The organism is Ligilactobacillus sp. JN-6 (Y).1 (assembly GCF_058111525.1).
Window position 1 is genome coordinate 921,226 of record NZ_CM176599.1, and the last position, 17,994, is coordinate 939,219.

Consider the following 17,994-nt stretch of genomic DNA (forward strand, 5'->3'; position numbering starts at 1 on the left):
TTGCTAACAAAAATGCTGGTCTCCTCGAAAGGAAATCAGTATTTTTTATAACAGAAATTATTTCAATGGTTTAAGTTCGATCAGTTCACCTGAAACTCCAACTTGGGCACCTTGTGCGATCTTATCAGACCTTGATCTATGAACGACTTGGAATTTGTTTTTCTTAACGATCCGTGGGTTATTGGAATGAAAATTTTCTGGCAAAGGCTGATTTGACCCTGCTGGCAGCATGACAATGATCTTGAAGCCAGCATCGTCAACTTTGAGCGGACTATAATGCAAGGTGTCACTATAAAACTCAACGACTGTTCCACGTGGAACAAAGAACAGTTCAGCTTGTTTTTCAGCATTAAATGTTCCGTTTTCTTCCAACACACTTCTTTTGCCTAAAACCATAACAACATCAGTTATCATAACATTCAATTCGCTGCCTTGGTGGTATTCAACGGCTGTGAAATTCGAAGATCGGCCAGTACATTCACCGACCTCGAAAGGCATACCGGCATAAACATCGGTGCCGATCATTTGCATTGAAGGAACTTTTTCTAGCTCCGCGTTGGTAGGTACGTAAATGTTGCTGGTTTTGTCGATGATAATATTTTCGTCCATATATTTAATAACATCAGAAACATCATAATTAGCGTAGATCTTACCGTATTTAGCAAAAGTAGGATCTGTGGTTTCCTTGATGGTATATGTTGGATTTTTGGCACACATTTTTTCGTATTTAGTCAAAGTTTTTTTCTTCTTTCTTTTCTATGGACCATATGATTTTAATTTAACTTTTCAACTGACACTTTATCGAAGTACTCGTCAAACAAAGTAGAGTCAATATGGCCGGTTTCTTTTTCCATGGTATTCAACATGCCAGTGGTCATACCTGTTTTCAAAATGTCCGAGATACTTTGGTTTCTGTTGATACCCACAGCCAAGCCGGCCACAGTTGAATCTCCCGAGCCAACTGGATTGACAACATTGATCTTAGGGATCATTACACGATAGATCTCTTTGCCTACTTTGGCAATAGCGCCATCTTTACCTAAGGACACAACTACCCATTCTAGGTCGTTAAATATTTTTTCATTCGACAGTACTTCTTGAAGATCCGCTAGATTTTTCAGTTCATGCCCAACTAATTGAGCGATCTCTTCTTGGTTGGGTTTGATCAATAAGGGTTTTTCTTCACCAGAGATACCAGCTAACAATGAATCCCCCGATGAATCAAGGATCACTTTAACATTTTGCTCAGCAGCGGCCTTGATCATTTGTGAGTAAAGATCCGTTGTAAAGCCTTGTGGTAGGCTTCCAGAAATAGTAACGAGACTAACTTCTTTTAAAAGGCCCGTAAAGTGTTGCATAAATTCGCTTTGTTGTTGAGCAGTTAATGTGGGGCCAGCTTCTAATATTTCAGTTTGCTCGCTACCATCATGCAAGATAGCAATGCAATTGCGTGATTCTTGTGGAATATGTAGAAATTGTTCTTGCAGACCGACTTCTTGCAGTTGCTGAGAAATATAGTCACCGATCGTACCACCTAAGACGCCACTAGTTGAAACAGGCTCTTTTAATTGGTGGATCACACGGGCAACATTGAGTCCTTTACCACCGGCAGTTTTAGTCACGTTTGAAACGCGGTTAACAGTATCGATATTTAAATGGTCTATAGGATACGAAATATCTACAGAAGGGTTCATCGTTATTGCTAAAATTTTATTTGCCATAAAAACCATTCCTTGTTTATTAATGTTTTAAAATGTTTGTCCAAAGCTAAAACTAGCATTAGCTAGCCAATAAGTCAAGCTTAACTACATTTATGCAGGGGGTAACGATGAAATAAAAATATTTCTATAGTGATCCGACCATGCCTCTCAGCAATAAATAACTGCTACTGCTAAAGCCAATTAGACAAGAATAATTTTGGTAAAATTAACATCATAAAAGTTTGGTTTTGTGCGATATTTTTTGTGTTATTAGAAGACAATGAGCTTTATTAAAACGCCTTTAATCAGTGCTTCCGTTGTGCACAATTAAGTTGGAAGCCTTTTCAAATTTATAGTTGACATTCATTGAAATACGCTATATTATTAGCCTGTAAACATTATTGAACAAAAATAAACAAGAAAGGAGATCGGCTAAAGTGCAAACAGAGAAAGAGGAACCACTTTTTGTTGAAGACACTGTTTATATTTCTTCAAAGACAACGGCAAAAGAGGTCATTGAAGAAATTTCAGATAAACTACTGTCGAAGGGGCTGGTCAAACCTGAGTTTTGTGAGAACGTTATTGCGCGAGAAAAGGATTATCCAACTGGAATAGATTTAAGTGTCGTTGATGAAAGACTTCCAAATATCGCGATCCCTCATACGGAAGGTGAGTTTGTCAATGTCCGCCGTGTGATACCAGTTCACTTGGAACAACCGATCACATTTAAAAATATGATCGATCCTAGTTCGAGCATGGAAGTTAGTTTTTTATTCATGATATTGAATAATGATCCAGAAGGACAATCGAATATTTTGGCTCAGATCATGAATTTCTGTACGACAACTTCCGCTAACGATTTGGGAATATTTTTTAAAAGTACAGATACCACTACGATCTATAAGTTTTTAGAGAGATCATTTAAAGAGTGAGTTGTAAAGTAAACAATTATTTTAATAATACGAGGAGGAACTTATTATGATCAAAATTTTAGCAGCATGTGGTGCAGGAGTTAATTCAAGTCATCAAATCAAAGAAGCTTTGGAGAGAGAAATGAGCGATCGTGGCTACGATGTTAAATGTGATGCTGTCATGGTCAAAGATATTACAGAAGATATGATGGGTAAATATGATATTTTCACACCAATTGCTAAGACTGATCTAGGATTTACACCATCGATCCCAGTGATTGATGCAGGGCCTATTTTGTATCGGATCTCAGCAATGGCAAAACCCGTTTATGACAAAGTCGAAGACACTATCAAAGAAAAGGGCCTGAAGTAACACTTTCTTTAAATCAAGGTATTAAATTTTGAAAAAGTAATAATTTTATCCTAAAAGGAGTGAAATTTTCTAATGCAAGCAATTATTGATGCGGCTAATGCAGTGTTCAAGCCGATCATTGATTTGGGCGCTGCCCCTATCATGTTGATCGTCTTGACGCTGTTAGCATTGTTATTCAGAGTTAAATTTTCTCGTGCCTTAGAAGGTGGTATTCGTTTAGCTATCGCGTTGACGGCTATCAGTGACATTATTAATTTGTTGACGCAAGCATATCAGAAGCCATTGAATGATTTTGTTAAATCGACAGGGATCCATTTGTCGATCACCGACGTTGGCTGGGCTCCATTAGGTACCATTACTTGGGGCTCTCCGTATACGCTATTTTTCTTGCTTATTATGATTTTATTGAACGTTGTAATGTTGGTCTTAAACAAAACAAATACGTTAGATGTTGATATTTTTGATATCTGGCACATTTCATTTACTGCGTTAATGGCTATGTATTTCGGTGCTAACTTATTTATTGCTACGCTTTTGATCTTATATATCGGTGCTTTGAAGATCGTTAATTCAGATTTGATGAAGCCGACGTTTAATGATTTGTTGGACGCCCCAGATGAAAATCCGATGACTACGACTCATTTGAACTACATGATGAATCCAATCATTATGGTATTTGATAAGATATTTGATAAGATTTTTCCTTGGTTGGACAAATATGACTTTGATTCCGCTGAGTTGAATAAAAAGATCGGTTTTTGGGGTAGTCATTTTGCCATTGGTGTTTATTTGGGGGTCTTCATCGGCCTGCTCTCACAACAAGATGTTAAGACGATTTTGACCTTGGCCTTCACAGGTGGTACATGTTTGGAACTGTTTAGTTTGATCGGTTCTTGGTTTATTGCTGCCGTTGAACCATTGTCACAAGGTATTTCTGATTTTGCCACTAAGAGATTTAAGGGGCGTACATTCAACATTGGCCTTGACTGGCCATTTATTGCCGGGCGTGCCGAAATTTGGGCCGCAGCTAATGTTTTAGCTCCTATTATGTTAGTTGAAGCATTGGTACTTCCTGGTAACCATATCATGCCATTAGGTTCTATCATTGCCATGGGTGTTACACCTGCCTTGTTAGTTGTTACTCGGGGTAAGATCATTCGTATGATCGTTATTGGTGCGATCGAAATGCCGATCTTCTTGTGGGCTGGTACATTATCAGCTCCGTTTATCACAGGCGTTGCTAAAAACGTTGGGGCCTTTCCTTCGGGTGTTAGTTCAGGAACGCAAATTGCCGAAGCTACTAAAGAAGGGCCTATCGAGCAATTCTTGGCTTACTTGGTTGGTAAAGCTTCCGATGGGCAAATCGAATTTATAATTTATGCAGCCCTTGCGCTGATCGCATATGGCTTGATTTTCTGGTGGTATGCAAAACAGATGAAGAAGCGGAATGCTGAATATGCTGCAGCAAAAGAAGCCTAAATTTAAAATGAGATATAAGCAGTCAGGTTTTCTTTGACGAAAGATCGAGGTGATGATCATGAAAAAAGCAACCGGTAAAATGTCAAAACGTACTAACCTTATTGTGTGGGCAGTGATCGTAGTTATTTCAAGTATTATCGCATCAGCATTTCCTAATGCTCTGGTACAAACCATTTCAACGATAATTGCATTGTATGCGTTGTATAAGACAGTTGGTGTTCCCAAGTCATATTACAAGCGGATCGAGCGTAGAAAAAAAGCTCATGAGGAGTACAAACATGAACAACAACAAGGAAATTAATGTTATCGGTCAATGCATTTTCCATGATGTATCAGAAGATCGGGTCATAGGGTCATATAAATGACTACAAAAGGTACTGTGTTAATTCGCAGTACCTTTTTGAATGAGGAAGTAAATTAATATAAATGTTTATTTTGTTGAAAATAAACAAACAAAAATGCACAAAAATCATTGACTAAGGTTTGGTTTAGTGCTAATTTATACATGCAAGAAACATTAACAAACAAAAATAATCATAAAAGGGAGTTGCTGGCATGTTAAAAAGAGAACGGCTGATGATGCTGCTTGCTATGGTTAACTAAAACAGCATTATGACCGTTAAGGATCTGATCAGTCAGCTAGGTGTTTCGGATATGACGATCCGTCGTGATCTGGACGAATTAGCAGACAGTGGCAAATTGATCAGAATACATGGCGGTGCCCAGAGTGTTGCTAGCAGCGATGCGACTGAGTTGTCACATATCGAAAAAAAGGAACTCCATCTTGAGCAAAAAGAACAAATTGCTAAGAGAGCCGCAAAAATGATCAATGCTGGAGACACGATATACATTGGTCCCGGAACAACTCAGGAGTTGATAGTTCAATACGTCGACGAGGTTGCTGATTTGAGAGTTGTCACTAATAGTTTACCAGTCTTTGAATCTTGGCAAATTAAAAATGTTGATTTAATTTTAGTTGGCGGCAATTTTCGAGAAAGGTCGGGTGCTTTTATTGGAGGGTTAGCAAGTGACACTTTAGGAGATTTGAAGTTTAATAAATCTTTTGTTGGTGTTAATGGTATTCGCAATGAAAGCATGATGACAGCAAACACTGAGGAAGGTAGTGCTCAGGCAATTGCAATCAATAATAGTTTGACAAAGATCGTTTTGGCTGATTGTTTCAAAGTAAATCGTGATGATTTTTACCAATTTTACAATTTGTATGACGTTGATTATTTGATTACTAACGATGAGTTGAATGATGAAATGGTCTCACATTATCAACAGTATACAAACATTATTTTATCACAGGAACAAACGGAGTGAAGTTTGTTAGCTTACACTCTATAAAAACAAAGAGACAGATCACTTTAGTGGTTTAACTCAAAAACAAAGGAGATTTTATTATGAAAATTGCATTGGCATCTGACAAGGGCGGGTTTGAGCTGAAAGAATATATCAAGAATTATTTGAAGGATAATAACTATGATGTAGTTGATTTGACGGAAGGACCGGCAGCAGACTTTGTTGATTCCTCTGTAGCGGTTTCTCATGCTGTACTTGATGGTAAGGCAGATCGTGGCATTATGTTCGATGAATTTGGTGCAGGGTCGGCCATGGCTTCTAATAAGATCCATGGCATGGTAACGGCTAACGTTGCTGAAGAAAACACTTCTCATATGACAACACAACATAATGGTGCGAAGGCGATCGCTATCGGCGCAGGTATCGTTGGACCAAAGAAGGCTGAATCTTTAGTCAATGAATACTTGGGTGTTAATTATGCAGGCGGACGTCACCAGATCCGTTTGGACATGTTAGAGAAGTTATCTTAATGATCAATTTCTGACAGAAGAAGAATTATTAGTCAAATTAAAAAGAGAAACTCTATTTCGAGGAGGAATTAAAATGATTATCGCATTAGGAAATGATCATATTGTTACAGGTACAAAAATTCAAATTTCGGATTTCGTTAAATCTTTAGGTCATGAAGTGATCGATGTCGGCACATACGATAATACCAGGACACATTATCCAATTTACGGATTGAAAGTTGCTGATTTGGTGCGCGATGGCAAAGCTGACCTGGGCGTAGTTCTTTGTGGAACTGGCGTTGGGATCTCAACAGCTGCTGACAAAAATACAGGGATCAGAGCTGCTTTGGTTAACGATGTTACAACAGCGAAGTATGCTAAAGAAGAATTAAACGCTAATGTAATTGGTTTTGGTGGAGCAGTTGTTGGTGAGCATCTCGCTGAAGAGATCGTTAATACTTTCTTGAAAGCAGAATACAAAGAAACCCCGGAAAACAAGAAATTGATCGAGAAAATCGATAACCTTGAAAAAGACAACCCAGATCAACATGATAACCCTCATTTTTATGATGATGAAATGAAGTTATGGAACGAAGGCTATTATCACGATTAATTAGTGGCTGGGAAATGAAGATGTCGAGAATACTGAACTTTAAGACTGAATAAAGAGGAGACCAATACAGTATGTCCAATAAAATCGAAGCTTTAAAACGTATGTCCAATAAAGATGGTGTGATCGCTGCTTTGGCGATCGACCAACGCGGTTCTTTGAAGAAAATGTTAGCTGCAGCTGCTAACAAGCCAGCCAACGAGGAAGATATCGTGGAATTTAAGAAGGCTATTTCTTCTGAATTGACCAAATATGCTTCTGCGATCTTGCTCGATCCAGAATACGGCTTGCCAGCCGCTAAAGAACGCGATGCCAGCTGTGGTTTGTTGACAGCCTATGAAAAAACAGGTTACGACACAACGGCTCCTGGCCGCATGCCCGACTTATTGGCTGACTGGTCGGTCAAGCGTTTGAAAGAAGCCGGTGCTGACTCGATCAAGTTCATGTTGTACTATGACGTTGATGAAGGCGACGAGATCAACGGTAAAAAACAAGCATTCGTTGAGCGGATCGGTGACGAATGTGTGTCTGAGGATATACCGTTCTTCTTGGAATTGATGTCATATGATGCAAATATCGATGATACTAAGAGTGCAGCCTATGCCAAGGTAAAACCGCACAAGGTCAACGCGATGGTCGAAGAGTTTGCTAAAGACCGTTACAATGTTGACGTCTTGAAGGTCGAAGTTCCCGTTAACATGGATTATGTTGCCGGCTACAATGGCGACAATGAAGCGATCTACACCAAGGATCAAGCTTTGAACTTCTTCAGGGAACAAGACCAGGCTACTGCTGGTGTACCTTTTATCTTCTTGAGTGCCGGCGTTTCCGCAGAACTTTTCCAGGAAACTTTGAAATTTGCTCATGAAGCAGGTTCGTCCTTCAACGGTGTTCTCTGTGGCCGTGCTACCTGGCGCCATTCGATCGAACCATTTGCTAAAGATGGCGAAGAAGCCGGTCGTAAATGGATGCAAACAACGGGCCGTAAGAACATTGAAGATCTCAATGAAGTCCTTGCAGCTACAGCTTCCCCATGGGAAAGCAAAGTCAAATAATTAAATAAAAACACAAAAAAGACTGCTACCGGATAAATTTAAAAATTCATCCAGTAACAGTCTTTTTAATTGTTTAATAATATTTTACATAAAGGTTATTTTTAAATGAATTGTAAAATAGTCATTAAAACAGGAACAACAACTATAAACAATACAGTACTCATAACGACAACATCAGTTGCGTATTTAACATCGCCATGAGATTCATTAGCTAAGATCGGCAAAACAGCAAGCATTGGAGTTGCTGATTGTACGACTAAAGTTTGGCTCATTAGACTTGGCATTGAAAAACCACTTGAGGCACCGATCTTGATCAAAATGATCAAGATGAGTGGTGAAAGGATAAAACGTCCGATCAAGGCCAGTACTGAATCACGTTCGAAGTGGAAGTTTTTCAAACCAGCGTTGTACAAGACGATCCCAATATAAACTAAGGAAAGTGGTGTAACTAGTGAACCAACATAATTTAGCGTTTGACCTAAGAAATTTGGAACTGGGATGTTTAATAACATCCAAACGATGGCCACGATAAAACCAACAAGCGGCATTGGCAAGATTTTCTTCCAATTGATCTTGTTATGCTTTTTTTTGGCTGATTTATCAACGGTTGGATCGTCATTTTGTATTAAGAATACACCGAATGCCCAGGTCGAAACTGTATTAACGATATAATAGATCAAGAAATATGACATGGCCTTATCACCGAAGAGTGCCATATTTAAAGGCATTCCGATGAAAATGGTATTGGCATTAACGAATGCGTTAATGAATATCCCACGCCGACCACGCTTGATCTTGAAAACTTTGACCATCAGCCAAGCGATAATATAACCGATCACAACACCTAGTACTGGGAAAACAAGTTCCGTTGAAAGGCTGAGTAGGCTTGACCTAGTCAGGTTTTTCATCACTGCGGTAAAAATTGAGGCTGGTAAAGCTATTTTGGTAATGATCGAAGATATTTCACCGCCAAATGAATCACCGACCCAGTCGTATTTTTTTAGTAAATAACCCAATGCCATGATCAAAACGATCACTACAACACTGGAAACAGATGTTAGAAATACAGACATGATCTGCTTACCTTCTTTTTTTAGATTTTGTAATATTAATATTTTGGTGTCCATTTGGCATTATGGACAGCCTTTTTAGCATCAGTGATACCATCTTTGGCTAATCCTTGGTCAATGGCACTTTGTGCAACAACTTCAGCAACGGTTGTTGAGAATTCTTCTAGTTTAGAAACTGGCGGCAATACGGCGGCACCAGCCTGAGTAGTATCCACGATACCACCTAAAGCATGACTGGCTGCAGCAAGCATTTTTTCGTTAATGAGCTTAGCACCGACTGCAATTGCACCAAAACCAACCCCGGGATAAACGAGTGCGTTATTAGCTTGGCCGATCTCATAGCTGACACCATCGTGATCTACAGGACCTGCTGGGATCCCAGTGGCAACCAAGGCTTTCCCATTTGTCCATTCGATCAAGTCCTGTGCTTTTGCTTCTGCAAGTTTGGTTGGATTGGACAATGGAAAAATGATAGGGCGTTTTGTATTCTGAGCCATTTCCTGAACAACTTCTTTAGTAAATGCACCCGGGGTAGTTGAAGTACCGATCATAATAGTTGGGTGTACAGCTTTAACGACAGAGAAAAGATCAGTTAATTCAGAAGAGTTGTTGAATTCAGCACGTGAACGAGTAAACTTCTTCTGCCCTTCTGTTAAGTCCGGTGTATCATCAAATAACAAACCTTGTTTATCAACGAGATAGAAATGTTTCTTAGCTTCTTGTGGTGATAGTCCAGCACGAACTAATTCATCGTACATCATTGATGCAATTCCGATACCTGCACTACCGGCCCCAAAGGTTAAGAATTTCTGATCAATAATTTTTTCGCCAGAGATATTTAAAGCTCCCAAAACTCCTGCAAGGGAAATGATCCCTGTTCCTTGGATATCATCATTAAAGGTCAATATTTGATCTTGATACTTATCTAAAAGAACAGAAGCATTTGCACGGCCAAAATCTTCAAAGTGAAGTAAAGCTTCTGGGAATAACTCAGTGGAAGTTGAAACGAATTTGTCAACGAAATCCAAGTAGCTTTTACCTTGGACCCGCGAATGACGGTTACCTAAATATTCAGGATCATCTAGTAATTTTTGATTATCAGTGCCCACATCTAAAACGACTGGCAGCACTTGAGAAGGGTCAACCCCAGCAGCAGCGGTATAGACCATCAATTTACCAACGGCGATGTCTACGCCGTTAACGCCCCAGTCACCGATACCAAGGATACCTTGTGAGTCTGTGACGACGATCAAACGAATGTCACGGTCGCTTGCAGCGTTTGCTAAAGCTTCCTTGACATGGTCAGGATCGTCGATAGACAAGAATGCGGCATATTGTGGATCGACGAATAACTGACCATATTGTTCAATAGAATCTGCAATCGTTGGGTCATAGACGACAGGCATGAACTCAGTAACGTGCTTCCCCATCAATGAAAAGAAAAGGATGCGGTTAGTATTGAAAATATTCATCAAAAACAGCCGTTGTTCAAGGGCAGAATCTTTACTCTTAAATTGGTCATAGGCCTGTTTTTCTTGTTCATCTAAAGTTTGAACGCGAGGAGGAAGAGTACCAATTAAACCATATTTTTCTCTCTCTTCGTTAGTAAATGCGGTGCCCTTGTTCTTGAAGGGATCGTTTAAAATGTTCTGTGCATTTTCCATGGTAAAACCTCCTAATTAAAACAGAGCGAAACGAGACGCCTAAGAGATGAGCATTATCGGACTTGGCCCTTATAGTGCGGTTTTGGTACTGTGAGGGCCAAGTTGGATAAGCGGAATCTCTTGTCTCGTGTAGCTCGACTAAAAACAGAGCGCAAACAAGCGGGAAGAAGCGAGCATTATCGAGCTCTGGCATTATGTCGCGATTTCTAGTGACGTGATGTCAGAGCTGGATAATGCTCGCTTCTTGCTTGTTGTAGCACGACTATGAAAACAGGGTGTAGCAGGCCGCTTTGGACCCGAGTACTAACGAGACCTACTATTATGGCGTGCGTTTTTCGCGCCGTGATAGTGGGGCTGGTTAGGCGGAAAGTCCAGGCTTGCGGAACTCGACTACAAAAGCAAAGAGCCAAGTCCAACTTCTGTTTTGCAAAACTTCAAAAGATTAATTTTTTATTCTTAACCTTTTGAACGACGCTTAGTATAGTAGTGTGATAAAATAATAGTCAAATCTTCAACTACTTATTATTATTATTTATAGGCTTTGCTAAAAGGTTGATATGGAGGTGCTTAAATGAACATAAAAGATTTAAAATATTTTGTGGACATTTTTGAAGAAAAAAATTTTTCTAACGTGGCCGCAAAAAGGGGTGTTTCACAGCCAACCATTACTTTAGCGATCAAACGTTTAGAGAATGAATTTGGAGCGAACTTATTTATACGCGATCATTCCCGTCAAAGGTTGGTACCTACAAGACAAGGGTTGCAGTTGTTGACACACGCGAAAAAAATGTTAACGGAACTAGAAGTAGCTAAAAAAGAATTGACTCAAATGGCGACCGGTAAAGTCCGATTGGGATTACCACCGATCATTGGTAACTATTATTTTCCTCGGATCTCACCAGCTTTATTTCGCAGTAAGTTGATCAGCAAAATAGAAACAGTTGAGGCTGGGTCGGCTGATCTGCGCACACGATTGATCAAAGGAGACTTGGATATAGCATTGCTTGGTTCACTGTCACCAGTTATTGACGAAGCTTTAAAAGTCGAAACTTTTGCCGAGTCAAAATTTAAAATCATCGTTTCTGAAAGTGATCCCTTAGCGCGGGCAGATCAGGTCAGTTTTAGCGATTTAAAAAAGAAAGATTTTATAGTTTTAAATAAGAGTTTTGTCCATGGGAAAGCTTTAAAGCAGCTCAGTCACCAGGCACATTACCGACCACATATCGTTTACCCAACAAGTGATATTCATATTTTAAAAGCATTAGTAGCTGAAAATTTGGGTATTGGTTTTTTGGCTGAATCTGCTATTTCTGAGACAGATCACTTACATTCATTGGGACTTACAGATAATGAACAACCAGTTTTTTATATGTCGACTGTGTATCGAAAAAATAAAATACTATCAGCTGATGAAAGAGATATTCTAAACCTTATACAACAAGGTTTACCACAGCCGTGACGACACATTTTTGTTTTGTAATGTTTATTTGTGTTAACAAATAAACATTTATTTAAAAAAACGTTTACAAGTTCTTGGATATAGTTTATACTAAACTTTGGATATTAAATGGATTGTTACTATTAGATTAGGCATGACCATAAGAGGTAAGTCAGTTCACTCAGAATTGTCGTATGCTCTTGTGGCCTTTTTTTGTCCAAATGTATGAAAGGAGGGTATTTTCTTGCTGGGGATCGTCCAAGTTTTAAATAATAATTGTGCAATCGTAGATCTGGGAAAGGGTCGCCAAGCGCTGGTCAAAGGCCGAGGGGTCGCTTACCAGAAAAGGAAGGGTGGTCAACTCGATAATGAGCGGATCGAAAAAGTAATGTATTTGGCAACTAAGGAGTCTCAACAAAACTTGGCGTTTTTGTTAAAGGACATTCCGATCAATATTGTAACGACGACATACGAAATAATTGATAATGCTAAAAGCAAGTATCAATACAGTTTGGCTGATTTTGTCTACGTTACTTTAGCTGATCATATCAACGGGATGTATAAGCATTTGCAAAATAACACCTATCAACGGACTCCAGTCCCTGATATGCAAGAACAATATCCTACTGAATACCACATTGCTGCTGACGGTTTGAAGATCATTAATGCGAATTTAAAAGTTTATTTTCCTAAAGATGAGATCAAGAGTATCGCTTTACACTTTATCAACGGCCGTAGTGAGGGCGAAGAAAATTTGACGGAGAATGAAACATCGCAGATCACTTCAGATCTGAATGACTTGGTACAAAGCATCTTGCAAAAAAATATGGTACTTAGAAGCAGCACTAATCAAAATTTTTATGATAGGTTAATGATCCATTTGGGTTACCTGGCTGAACGCTTATCCCAGCATCAACCAAGTAATGAGCAAGCAATAGTGAAGATCGAAGAAGAAATGAAAGTTTCTTATCCGCGCTCCTATCAAATTGCTCATGAGATCTACACAGCAATTTGTCGTGAATTGGATGCTGATCTAGGTGTCAATGAAGAATTGTATTTATTGATCCATATTCAACGGATCGTTAACGAGAAAGATAATGAAAGCGGTTTGAAACACAGTAAAACTAATTATTGATGACGAACGCTTGAGGAGAAAGTTAAAAGTTAATTGGAGGAATTACTAATGGCTACAAAAAATGATATTTCAATGGTAGGTTTTGCGATCGTTGCTTATGCCGGAGATGCAAAATCAGACTTGATCGAAGCTTTAAATCAAGCGCGCGATGGAAAGTTTGCTAAGGCTCGTGAATTAGTTGAATCTGCAAATAAAAACATCGTTGCAGCACATAATGAGCAAACTGATTTGTTAACCAAAGAAGCTGGTGGTTCTGACATGGACGTGACATTTATTATGGTTCACGGTCAGGACACTTTAATGACAACAATGATGTTGAAAGACCAAGTTGAGTATTTTATTAACGAATATGAAAGGATCGCTAAGATCGAAGAACGTTTAGATAAGGCAGGTCTTTAATTTATGAGTTTATTGAATAGAGTAAAGAGTCTACCGAAAGACTTTGTGTGGGGTGGAGCAACTGCCGCATATCAAGTAGAAGGAAGTACAAAGGTTGCGGGTAAAGGAAAAACAATGTGGGATGATTATCTGAAGGCTCAAGGGCGTTTTTCACCTGATCCTGCGAGTGATTTTTATAATCGTTACCCAGAAGATATCGCGCTTTCTAAAAAATTCGGCTTAAATGCGATCCGTGTTTCGCTTGCTTGGACGCGAATCTTTCCTGAGGGGTACGGCAAGCCTAACGCAGAAGGGGTTGCTTATTATCATCGCTTGTTTAAGGAATGTTTAGATAATGGAATAGAGCCTTATGTAAGTTTGCACCATTTTGACAGCCCACAAACGCTATTCGAAGATGGAGATTGGTTAAACAGAAAGAATGTTGACCACTTCGTAGATTATGCTGAATTTTGCTTCAAAGAATTCACAGAAATTAAAAACTGGTTTACGATCAATGAATTGATCTCTTTGGCATATTCTCAGTATATCCAAGGAAACTTTCCTCCTAACCATCACTTCGACGTGACAAGCGGGATCCAAGCGCAGCACAATGAATTAGTTGCTCATGCCCGCGTTGTAAATCTTTATAAGAAATTGGGTTTACCTGGACGGATCGGTTTGATCCACGTGATCCAGCCAATTTATCCGATCAATGATGAACCAGAAAATGTCCATGCTGCTAAACTACAGGACGCTTTCATGAATAAGTTCTTACTCGATGGAACTTTCTTAGGTTATTATTCAGATGATACGATGGCGTCTATCAATGAAATTTTGCGTTTGAATGACGCACATCTGGAAATTGAAGATGGCGATCTAGATATTTTAGCAGAAGCTGCACCACAAAATGATTTCTTTGGGATGAACTATTACCAAAATCAATTTATTAAGGCCTACCACGGCGAGAGTACCAATAGCTTTAATGGTACTGGCGATAAGGGGACTTCTTCCTTCAAGTTTAAAGGCGTCGGTGAAGCTGTTAAAAAGGAAGGCGTTCCTACGACTGATTGGGACTGGAACGTTTATCCAGAGGGTTTATATGATTCCTTAAAACGTGTAGCACACGACTATCCTAACTGCAAAACTATTTACATTACTGAAAATGGTTTAGGCCTTAAAGAAGAGAAACCTGCAGAAGGTGAGGTCTTAGAAGACGACAAGCGGATAGATTATATCGATCAACATATTGAAGTAATTTTAAGGGCGCGAAACGAAGGCGTCGATGTTCAAGGATACTTCGTGTGGTCATTACAGGATCAATTTTCTTGGGCCAATGGATATAACAAACGTTACGGCTTGTTCTTCATCGATTTTGAGACCCAAAAACGTTACATCAAAAAGAGTGCGTTGTGGTTTAAGGAATTAGCAGATACTATGAAATAACAGCGTAGTTTTGGTATCGTATGGCTAATGTTCGATAGCCGGACTTTTTGTTTCATAAAGTTATTAAAATCTTTGTTCAACAATATCCCCTTAAGGCGGATCGTTACTATTCAATTAGGCGTGACCGCAGTCGGGAAAGTACTGGAAACAAGAAAAACTTCTTGTTTGATGTGCTTTTTTCGGCTGCGGTTTTTTAATTAAGTGTTTTATTAATAAAAATTTTTTAAAAGGAGTGAGGATCTTTGAATGGTATTATTAAAGCGATAGAAAAACATCAATCTACGTTTGAAAAGATTTCGCGCAACATTTATTTACAAGCTATCAAGGATGGTTTCTTAGCCGCAATGCCGGTCATTTTGTTCTCAAGTATTTTTATCCTGTGTTCTTCTTTACCTAGTGTTTTTGGGGTAGAATTACCAAGTGGTTTGGCTGATTGGCTAAACAAAATTTATAACTATACTATGGGCGTAGTTGGAATGTTAGTGGCAGGAACAACTGCTCGTTGTTTGGCAGGTTCCATGAACCGCAGTAAAATGCCTGCCGGTAAAGCTATCAGTGAAGTTTCAGTTATGATCGCAGCGATCTGTGGGTTCTTATTACTCGCTGTTACTCAACAAAAAGACGGATCATTTGTTACAGCTAACATGGGTACAAATGGTATTTTGTCAGCATTTGTTTCTGCTTTCTTGACAGTAAACGTTTATCGTTTCTGCATTATTAAGGATATTACTATCCATATGCCTAAGGAAGTACCAGGGACGATCGCGCAAAACTTTCGTGATATCTTTGCGTATTCATTTTCGGTTTTAGGTTGTGCTCTTATTGATTTTCTAGCACGTCAATTTGTCAAAGTACCATTTGCTGAAGTTATTGCCAAATTATTCCAACCATTGTTTAATGGTGCAGAATCATACTTTGGTATGGCTTTGATTTGGTTTTTGATCCCGTTGTTCTGGTTTGTGGGTGTACATGGGCCCTCAGTTGTTAAACCAGCTATCGAAGCGCCATTGTTTGGTAACACAACGTTAAACTTGGCTTTGCAAAAGGCTGGAGAACATCCATCTCATGCTTTGACAGAAAACTTTGGTAACTTTGTTGGTGAACTTGGTGGTACTGGTGCAACATTAGTTGTTCCATTTATATTTATGCTTGCAATGCGTTCGAAACAGTTAAAAGCTGTTGGGAAAGCATCATTCATTCCGGTAATGTTTGCTGTTAACGAACCGCTATTGTTTGCTGCTCCAATGATCTTAAATCCATATATGTTTGTGCCTTTCGTTTTGGCGCCAGTTGCGAACGTCTTGATAGGTAAAGCATTTATTCAATTCTTCGGGATGAACGGATTTATGTATGTCTTGCCATGGGCTACTCCAGGTCCGATCGGGACATTCTTAGATACTGGCTTCCAACCAATATCGTTAGTCTTTATTTTGGCTTTATTAGTGGTTGATGTTTTGATCTACCTTCCATTCTGTCGTGCCTACGATAAAGAGTTGTGCGATCAAGAAGCTGCAAAATTAGCAGAAGAAACAGCTGCAGGTGACACAGCAGTTGAAACTGTTCCAGTCACCGGAGATCCATCTGAAGTTGGCACAATCGAACCAGAAACGGTCGAGCCAGTAGAAACTTCAGAACCAAAAGATGTTGCTGTGGATAGTGTAAGTAAAGGATCTGCTGATCCAACTAAAGTTTTAGTTCTTTGTGCCGGTGCAGGGACAAGTGAGTTGCTTGCTAACGCACTTAAAGAAGGTGCAGAAGAATATAACGTTAATTTGACTGCCCGGGCAGGAGCTTATGGTTCGCATTACGATATTTTACCTAATTTTGATGTTGTTGTTTTAGCTCCACAAGTTAAGACATATTATAACGATATTAAGAAAGATACCGATAAGTATGGAATTAAATTGATTGCAACTCAAGGTAAACAATACATTGACTTAACTCGTGCTCCAAAAGAAGCCATTGAATTTGTGATGAGTAAGTTGCATGGAGACGATACAACAAATGAATAAGTGAAATAGTAACACGGGATCCTACGACATAGAGAAGATCCCGTGTTTTTGGTAAATAATATTGAGAAAAATTAATTTTAGTGGTGGTATGAGATCAAATCCCTCGCTATTTAATGGAGAATGAAAATGATATTTTATCGTATGTTAAGCCTGACCTTATTCAATTGGTTGTGAACAATTAATTATGGTACTTTTAACATAAATAGCGTATAAAGTGATACAATAATCTGGTATTACATTATTATTCACAGATTTTTGGGGGGAAAGAAAATGCAAAAGAAGCGAGAAACATTTTGGCGAAAATTATGGCGCTCGATTTGGCTCGGGTTGATCGGCGGTATCGTTTCAGGTTTTGTTAAAATCGGTTGGGAAGGCCTAATGCCACCCCGTACACCGCTAAGAGACGCAACTAATCCACCGCAGCATTTGATGGAGCAAATGGGTGTTCCATATAAAATAACTCATGCGTCTTTTGTTTATTCAGGTAACCAAGTTCAATTTGTCAGTTTGATCTTACACTTTGGATTTTCAATTGCAGTCGCTATAGTATACTGTTTGATCGCAGAGTACTGGCTAAAGGTTACCTTTTTACAAGGTACTGTTTATGGGTTCGTGATCTGGATCTTATTCCACATTATTTTATTACCTGCATTAGGCACGGTTCCCGGACCTTGGGATCAACCATTCCAGGAACATCTGTCTGAATTTTTAGGACATCTATTGTGGGCTTGGGTATTTGAAATTTGTCGGCATGATCTTAAAGCTAGAGAAGAACACTTGGCTGTCGATTAATGGTTCATTTATAAGACATAATGTATTGGCCTTCAAAAGTTGGGTTTTCCTGATTTTTGGAGGCCAATTTTTATAAAAAATACAACGTGTAGGCAAGAGTATTGGTCTTCGTATAGGAAA

Annotated in this window: 18 protein-coding genes; 14 read left to right on the forward strand and 4 right to left on the reverse strand. The window is 39.0% G+C overall.

Going from position 1 to position 17,994, the window contains the following annotated elements:
- Positions 1–57 precede the first annotated feature (57 nt).
- Positions 58–735 carry a DUF4867 family protein gene (locus tag AC3XNE_RS04350; protein WP_489833086.1) on the reverse strand — a complete coding sequence of 226 codons (678 nt, stop codon included), beginning with the start codon at positions 733–735 and terminating at the stop codon, positions 58–60.
- 38 nt (positions 736–773) lie between these two features.
- On the reverse strand, positions 774–1,721 hold the full coding sequence (locus AC3XNE_RS04355) for a hexose kinase (RefSeq protein ID WP_489833087.1): 948 nt from the start codon (positions 1,719–1,721) through the stop codon (positions 774–776).
- A gap of 416 nt (positions 1,722–2,137) precedes the next feature.
- Between AC3XNE_RS04355 and AC3XNE_RS04360 the strand changes: the two genes are divergently transcribed.
- From AC3XNE_RS04360 to lacD, 8 genes are all read left to right on the forward strand, one after another.
- Positions 2,138–2,632 carry a PTS sugar transporter subunit IIA gene (locus AC3XNE_RS04360; protein WP_489833088.1) on the forward strand — a complete coding sequence of 165 codons (495 nt, stop codon included), beginning with the start codon at positions 2,138–2,140 and terminating at the stop codon, positions 2,630–2,632.
- 46 nt (positions 2,633–2,678) lie between these two features.
- The gene (locus tag AC3XNE_RS04365; protein WP_489833089.1) at positions 2,679–2,984 is read left to right on the forward strand and encodes a PTS sugar transporter subunit IIB; all 306 of its coding nucleotides are present in this window, start codon (positions 2,679–2,681) and stop codon (positions 2,982–2,984) included.
- A gap of 72 nt (positions 2,985–3,056) precedes the next feature.
- Positions 3,057–4,463, forward strand: coding sequence for a PTS galactitol transporter subunit IIC (locus AC3XNE_RS04370; protein WP_489833090.1), 1,407 nt, complete (start codon positions 3,057–3,059; stop codon positions 4,461–4,463).
- A gap of 58 nt (positions 4,464–4,521) precedes the next feature.
- Entirely contained in the window at positions 4,522–4,764 is a 243-nt protein-coding gene (locus AC3XNE_RS04375; protein WP_489833091.1) for a hypothetical protein, read from the forward strand.
- Between the two features lie 311 nt (positions 4,765–5,075).
- The gene (locus AC3XNE_RS04380; protein ID WP_489833092.1) at positions 5,076–5,789 is read left to right on the forward strand and encodes a DeoR/GlpR family DNA-binding transcription regulator; all 714 of its coding nucleotides are present in this window, start codon (positions 5,076–5,078) and stop codon (positions 5,787–5,789) included.
- An 80-nt stretch (positions 5,790–5,869) separates the two neighbouring features.
- Entirely contained in the window at positions 5,870–6,298 is a 429-nt protein-coding gene (gene lacA / locus AC3XNE_RS04385; protein WP_489833093.1) for a galactose-6-phosphate isomerase subunit LacA, read from the forward strand.
- A 73-nt stretch (positions 6,299–6,371) separates the two neighbouring features.
- The gene (lacB, locus tag AC3XNE_RS04390; RefSeq protein WP_489833094.1) at positions 6,372–6,890 is read left to right on the forward strand and encodes a galactose-6-phosphate isomerase subunit LacB; all 519 of its coding nucleotides are present in this window, start codon (positions 6,372–6,374) and stop codon (positions 6,888–6,890) included.
- A 71-nt stretch (positions 6,891–6,961) separates the two neighbouring features.
- Positions 6,962–7,942: a tagatose-bisphosphate aldolase gene (gene lacD, locus AC3XNE_RS04395; RefSeq protein WP_489833095.1), complete on the forward strand. Its 981-nt coding sequence runs from the start codon at positions 6,962–6,964 to the stop codon at positions 7,940–7,942.
- 101 nt (positions 7,943–8,043) lie between these two features.
- Here the strand turns inward: lacD and AC3XNE_RS04400 are convergent, their stop codons facing one another.
- Positions 8,044–9,015, reverse strand: a complete 972-nt coding sequence (locus AC3XNE_RS04400; RefSeq protein ID WP_489833096.1) for an AEC family transporter — start codon at positions 9,013–9,015, stop codon at positions 8,044–8,046.
- A 35-nt stretch (positions 9,016–9,050) separates the two neighbouring features.
- On the reverse strand, positions 9,051–10,676 hold the full coding sequence (locus tag AC3XNE_RS04405; RefSeq protein ID WP_489833097.1) for a malolactic enzyme: 1,626 nt from the start codon (positions 10,674–10,676) through the stop codon (positions 9,051–9,053).
- A 571-nt stretch (positions 10,677–11,247) separates the two neighbouring features.
- Between AC3XNE_RS04405 and AC3XNE_RS04410 the strand changes: the two genes are divergently transcribed.
- The 6 genes from AC3XNE_RS04410 to AC3XNE_RS04435 all read left to right on the forward strand — a co-directional run bounded on the left by AC3XNE_RS04410 (position 11,248) and on the right by AC3XNE_RS04435 (position 17,874).
- Positions 11,248–12,135, forward strand: a complete 888-nt coding sequence (locus AC3XNE_RS04410) for a LysR family transcriptional regulator (RefSeq protein ID WP_489833098.1) — start codon at positions 11,248–11,250, stop codon at positions 12,133–12,135.
- Between the two features lie 223 nt (positions 12,136–12,358).
- Complete coding sequence (locus tag AC3XNE_RS04415) at positions 12,359–13,249, forward strand: PRD domain-containing protein (protein ID WP_489833099.1); 891 nt, start codon at positions 12,359–12,361, stop codon at positions 13,247–13,249.
- Between the two features lie 48 nt (positions 13,250–13,297).
- Positions 13,298–13,648, forward strand: a complete 351-nt coding sequence (locus AC3XNE_RS04420) for a PTS sugar transporter subunit IIA (RefSeq protein WP_489833100.1) — start codon at positions 13,298–13,300, stop codon at positions 13,646–13,648.
- Positions 13,649–13,651: 3 nt separating this feature from the next.
- Positions 13,652–15,070, forward strand: coding sequence for a 6-phospho-beta-galactosidase (lacG, locus tag AC3XNE_RS04425; protein ID WP_489833101.1), 1,419 nt, complete (start codon positions 13,652–13,654; stop codon positions 15,068–15,070).
- Between the two features lie 242 nt (positions 15,071–15,312).
- Positions 15,313–17,082, forward strand: coding sequence for a PTS lactose transporter subunit IIBC (locus AC3XNE_RS04430; protein WP_489833102.1), 1,770 nt, complete (start codon positions 15,313–15,315; stop codon positions 17,080–17,082).
- A gap of 270 nt (positions 17,083–17,352) precedes the next feature.
- Positions 17,353–17,874, forward strand: a complete 522-nt coding sequence (locus tag AC3XNE_RS04435; protein ID WP_489833103.1) for a YagU family protein — start codon at positions 17,353–17,355, stop codon at positions 17,872–17,874.
- The last annotated feature ends 120 nt before the right edge of the window (positions 17,875–17,994 follow it).

Excerpts from the sequence above, each read along its gene's own strand:
- lacD (WP_489833095.1), top strand. The coding sequence starts at position 6,962 with ATGTCCAATAAAATCGAAGCTTTAAAACGTATGTCCAATAAAGATGGT.
- lacB (WP_489833094.1), top strand. The coding sequence starts at position 6,372 with ATGATTATCGCATTAGGAAATGATCATATTGTTACAGGTACAAAAATT.
- AC3XNE_RS04355 (WP_489833087.1), bottom strand. The coding sequence starts at position 1,721 with ATGGCAAATAAAATTTTAGCAATAACGATGAACCCTTCTGTAGATATT.
- AC3XNE_RS04410 (WP_489833098.1), top strand. The coding sequence starts at position 11,248 with ATGAACATAAAAGATTTAAAATATTTTGTGGACATTTTTGAAGAAAAA.
- AC3XNE_RS04375 (WP_489833091.1), top strand. The coding sequence starts at position 4,522 with ATGAAAAAAGCAACCGGTAAAATGTCAAAACGTACTAACCTTATTGTG.
- AC3XNE_RS04365 (WP_489833089.1), top strand. The coding sequence starts at position 2,679 with ATGATCAAAATTTTAGCAGCATGTGGTGCAGGAGTTAATTCAAGTCAT.
- AC3XNE_RS04400 (WP_489833096.1), bottom strand. The coding sequence starts at position 9,015 with ATGTCTGTATTTCTAACATCTGTTTCCAGTGTTGTAGTGATCGTTTTG.
- AC3XNE_RS04420 (WP_489833100.1), top strand. The coding sequence starts at position 13,298 with ATGGCTACAAAAAATGATATTTCAATGGTAGGTTTTGCGATCGTTGCT.
- AC3XNE_RS04435 (WP_489833103.1), top strand. The coding sequence starts at position 17,353 with ATGCAAAAGAAGCGAGAAACATTTTGGCGAAAATTATGGCGCTCGATT.
- AC3XNE_RS04380 (WP_489833092.1), top strand. The coding sequence starts at position 5,076 with ATGACCGTTAAGGATCTGATCAGTCAGCTAGGTGTTTCGGATATGACG.
- lacG (WP_489833101.1), top strand. The coding sequence starts at position 13,652 with ATGAGTTTATTGAATAGAGTAAAGAGTCTACCGAAAGACTTTGTGTGG.
- lacA (WP_489833093.1), top strand. The coding sequence starts at position 5,870 with ATGAAAATTGCATTGGCATCTGACAAGGGCGGGTTTGAGCTGAAAGAA.
- AC3XNE_RS04405 (WP_489833097.1), bottom strand. The coding sequence starts at position 10,676 with ATGGAAAATGCACAGAACATTTTAAACGATCCCTTCAAGAACAAGGGC.
- AC3XNE_RS04370 (WP_489833090.1), top strand. The coding sequence starts at position 3,057 with ATGCAAGCAATTATTGATGCGGCTAATGCAGTGTTCAAGCCGATCATT.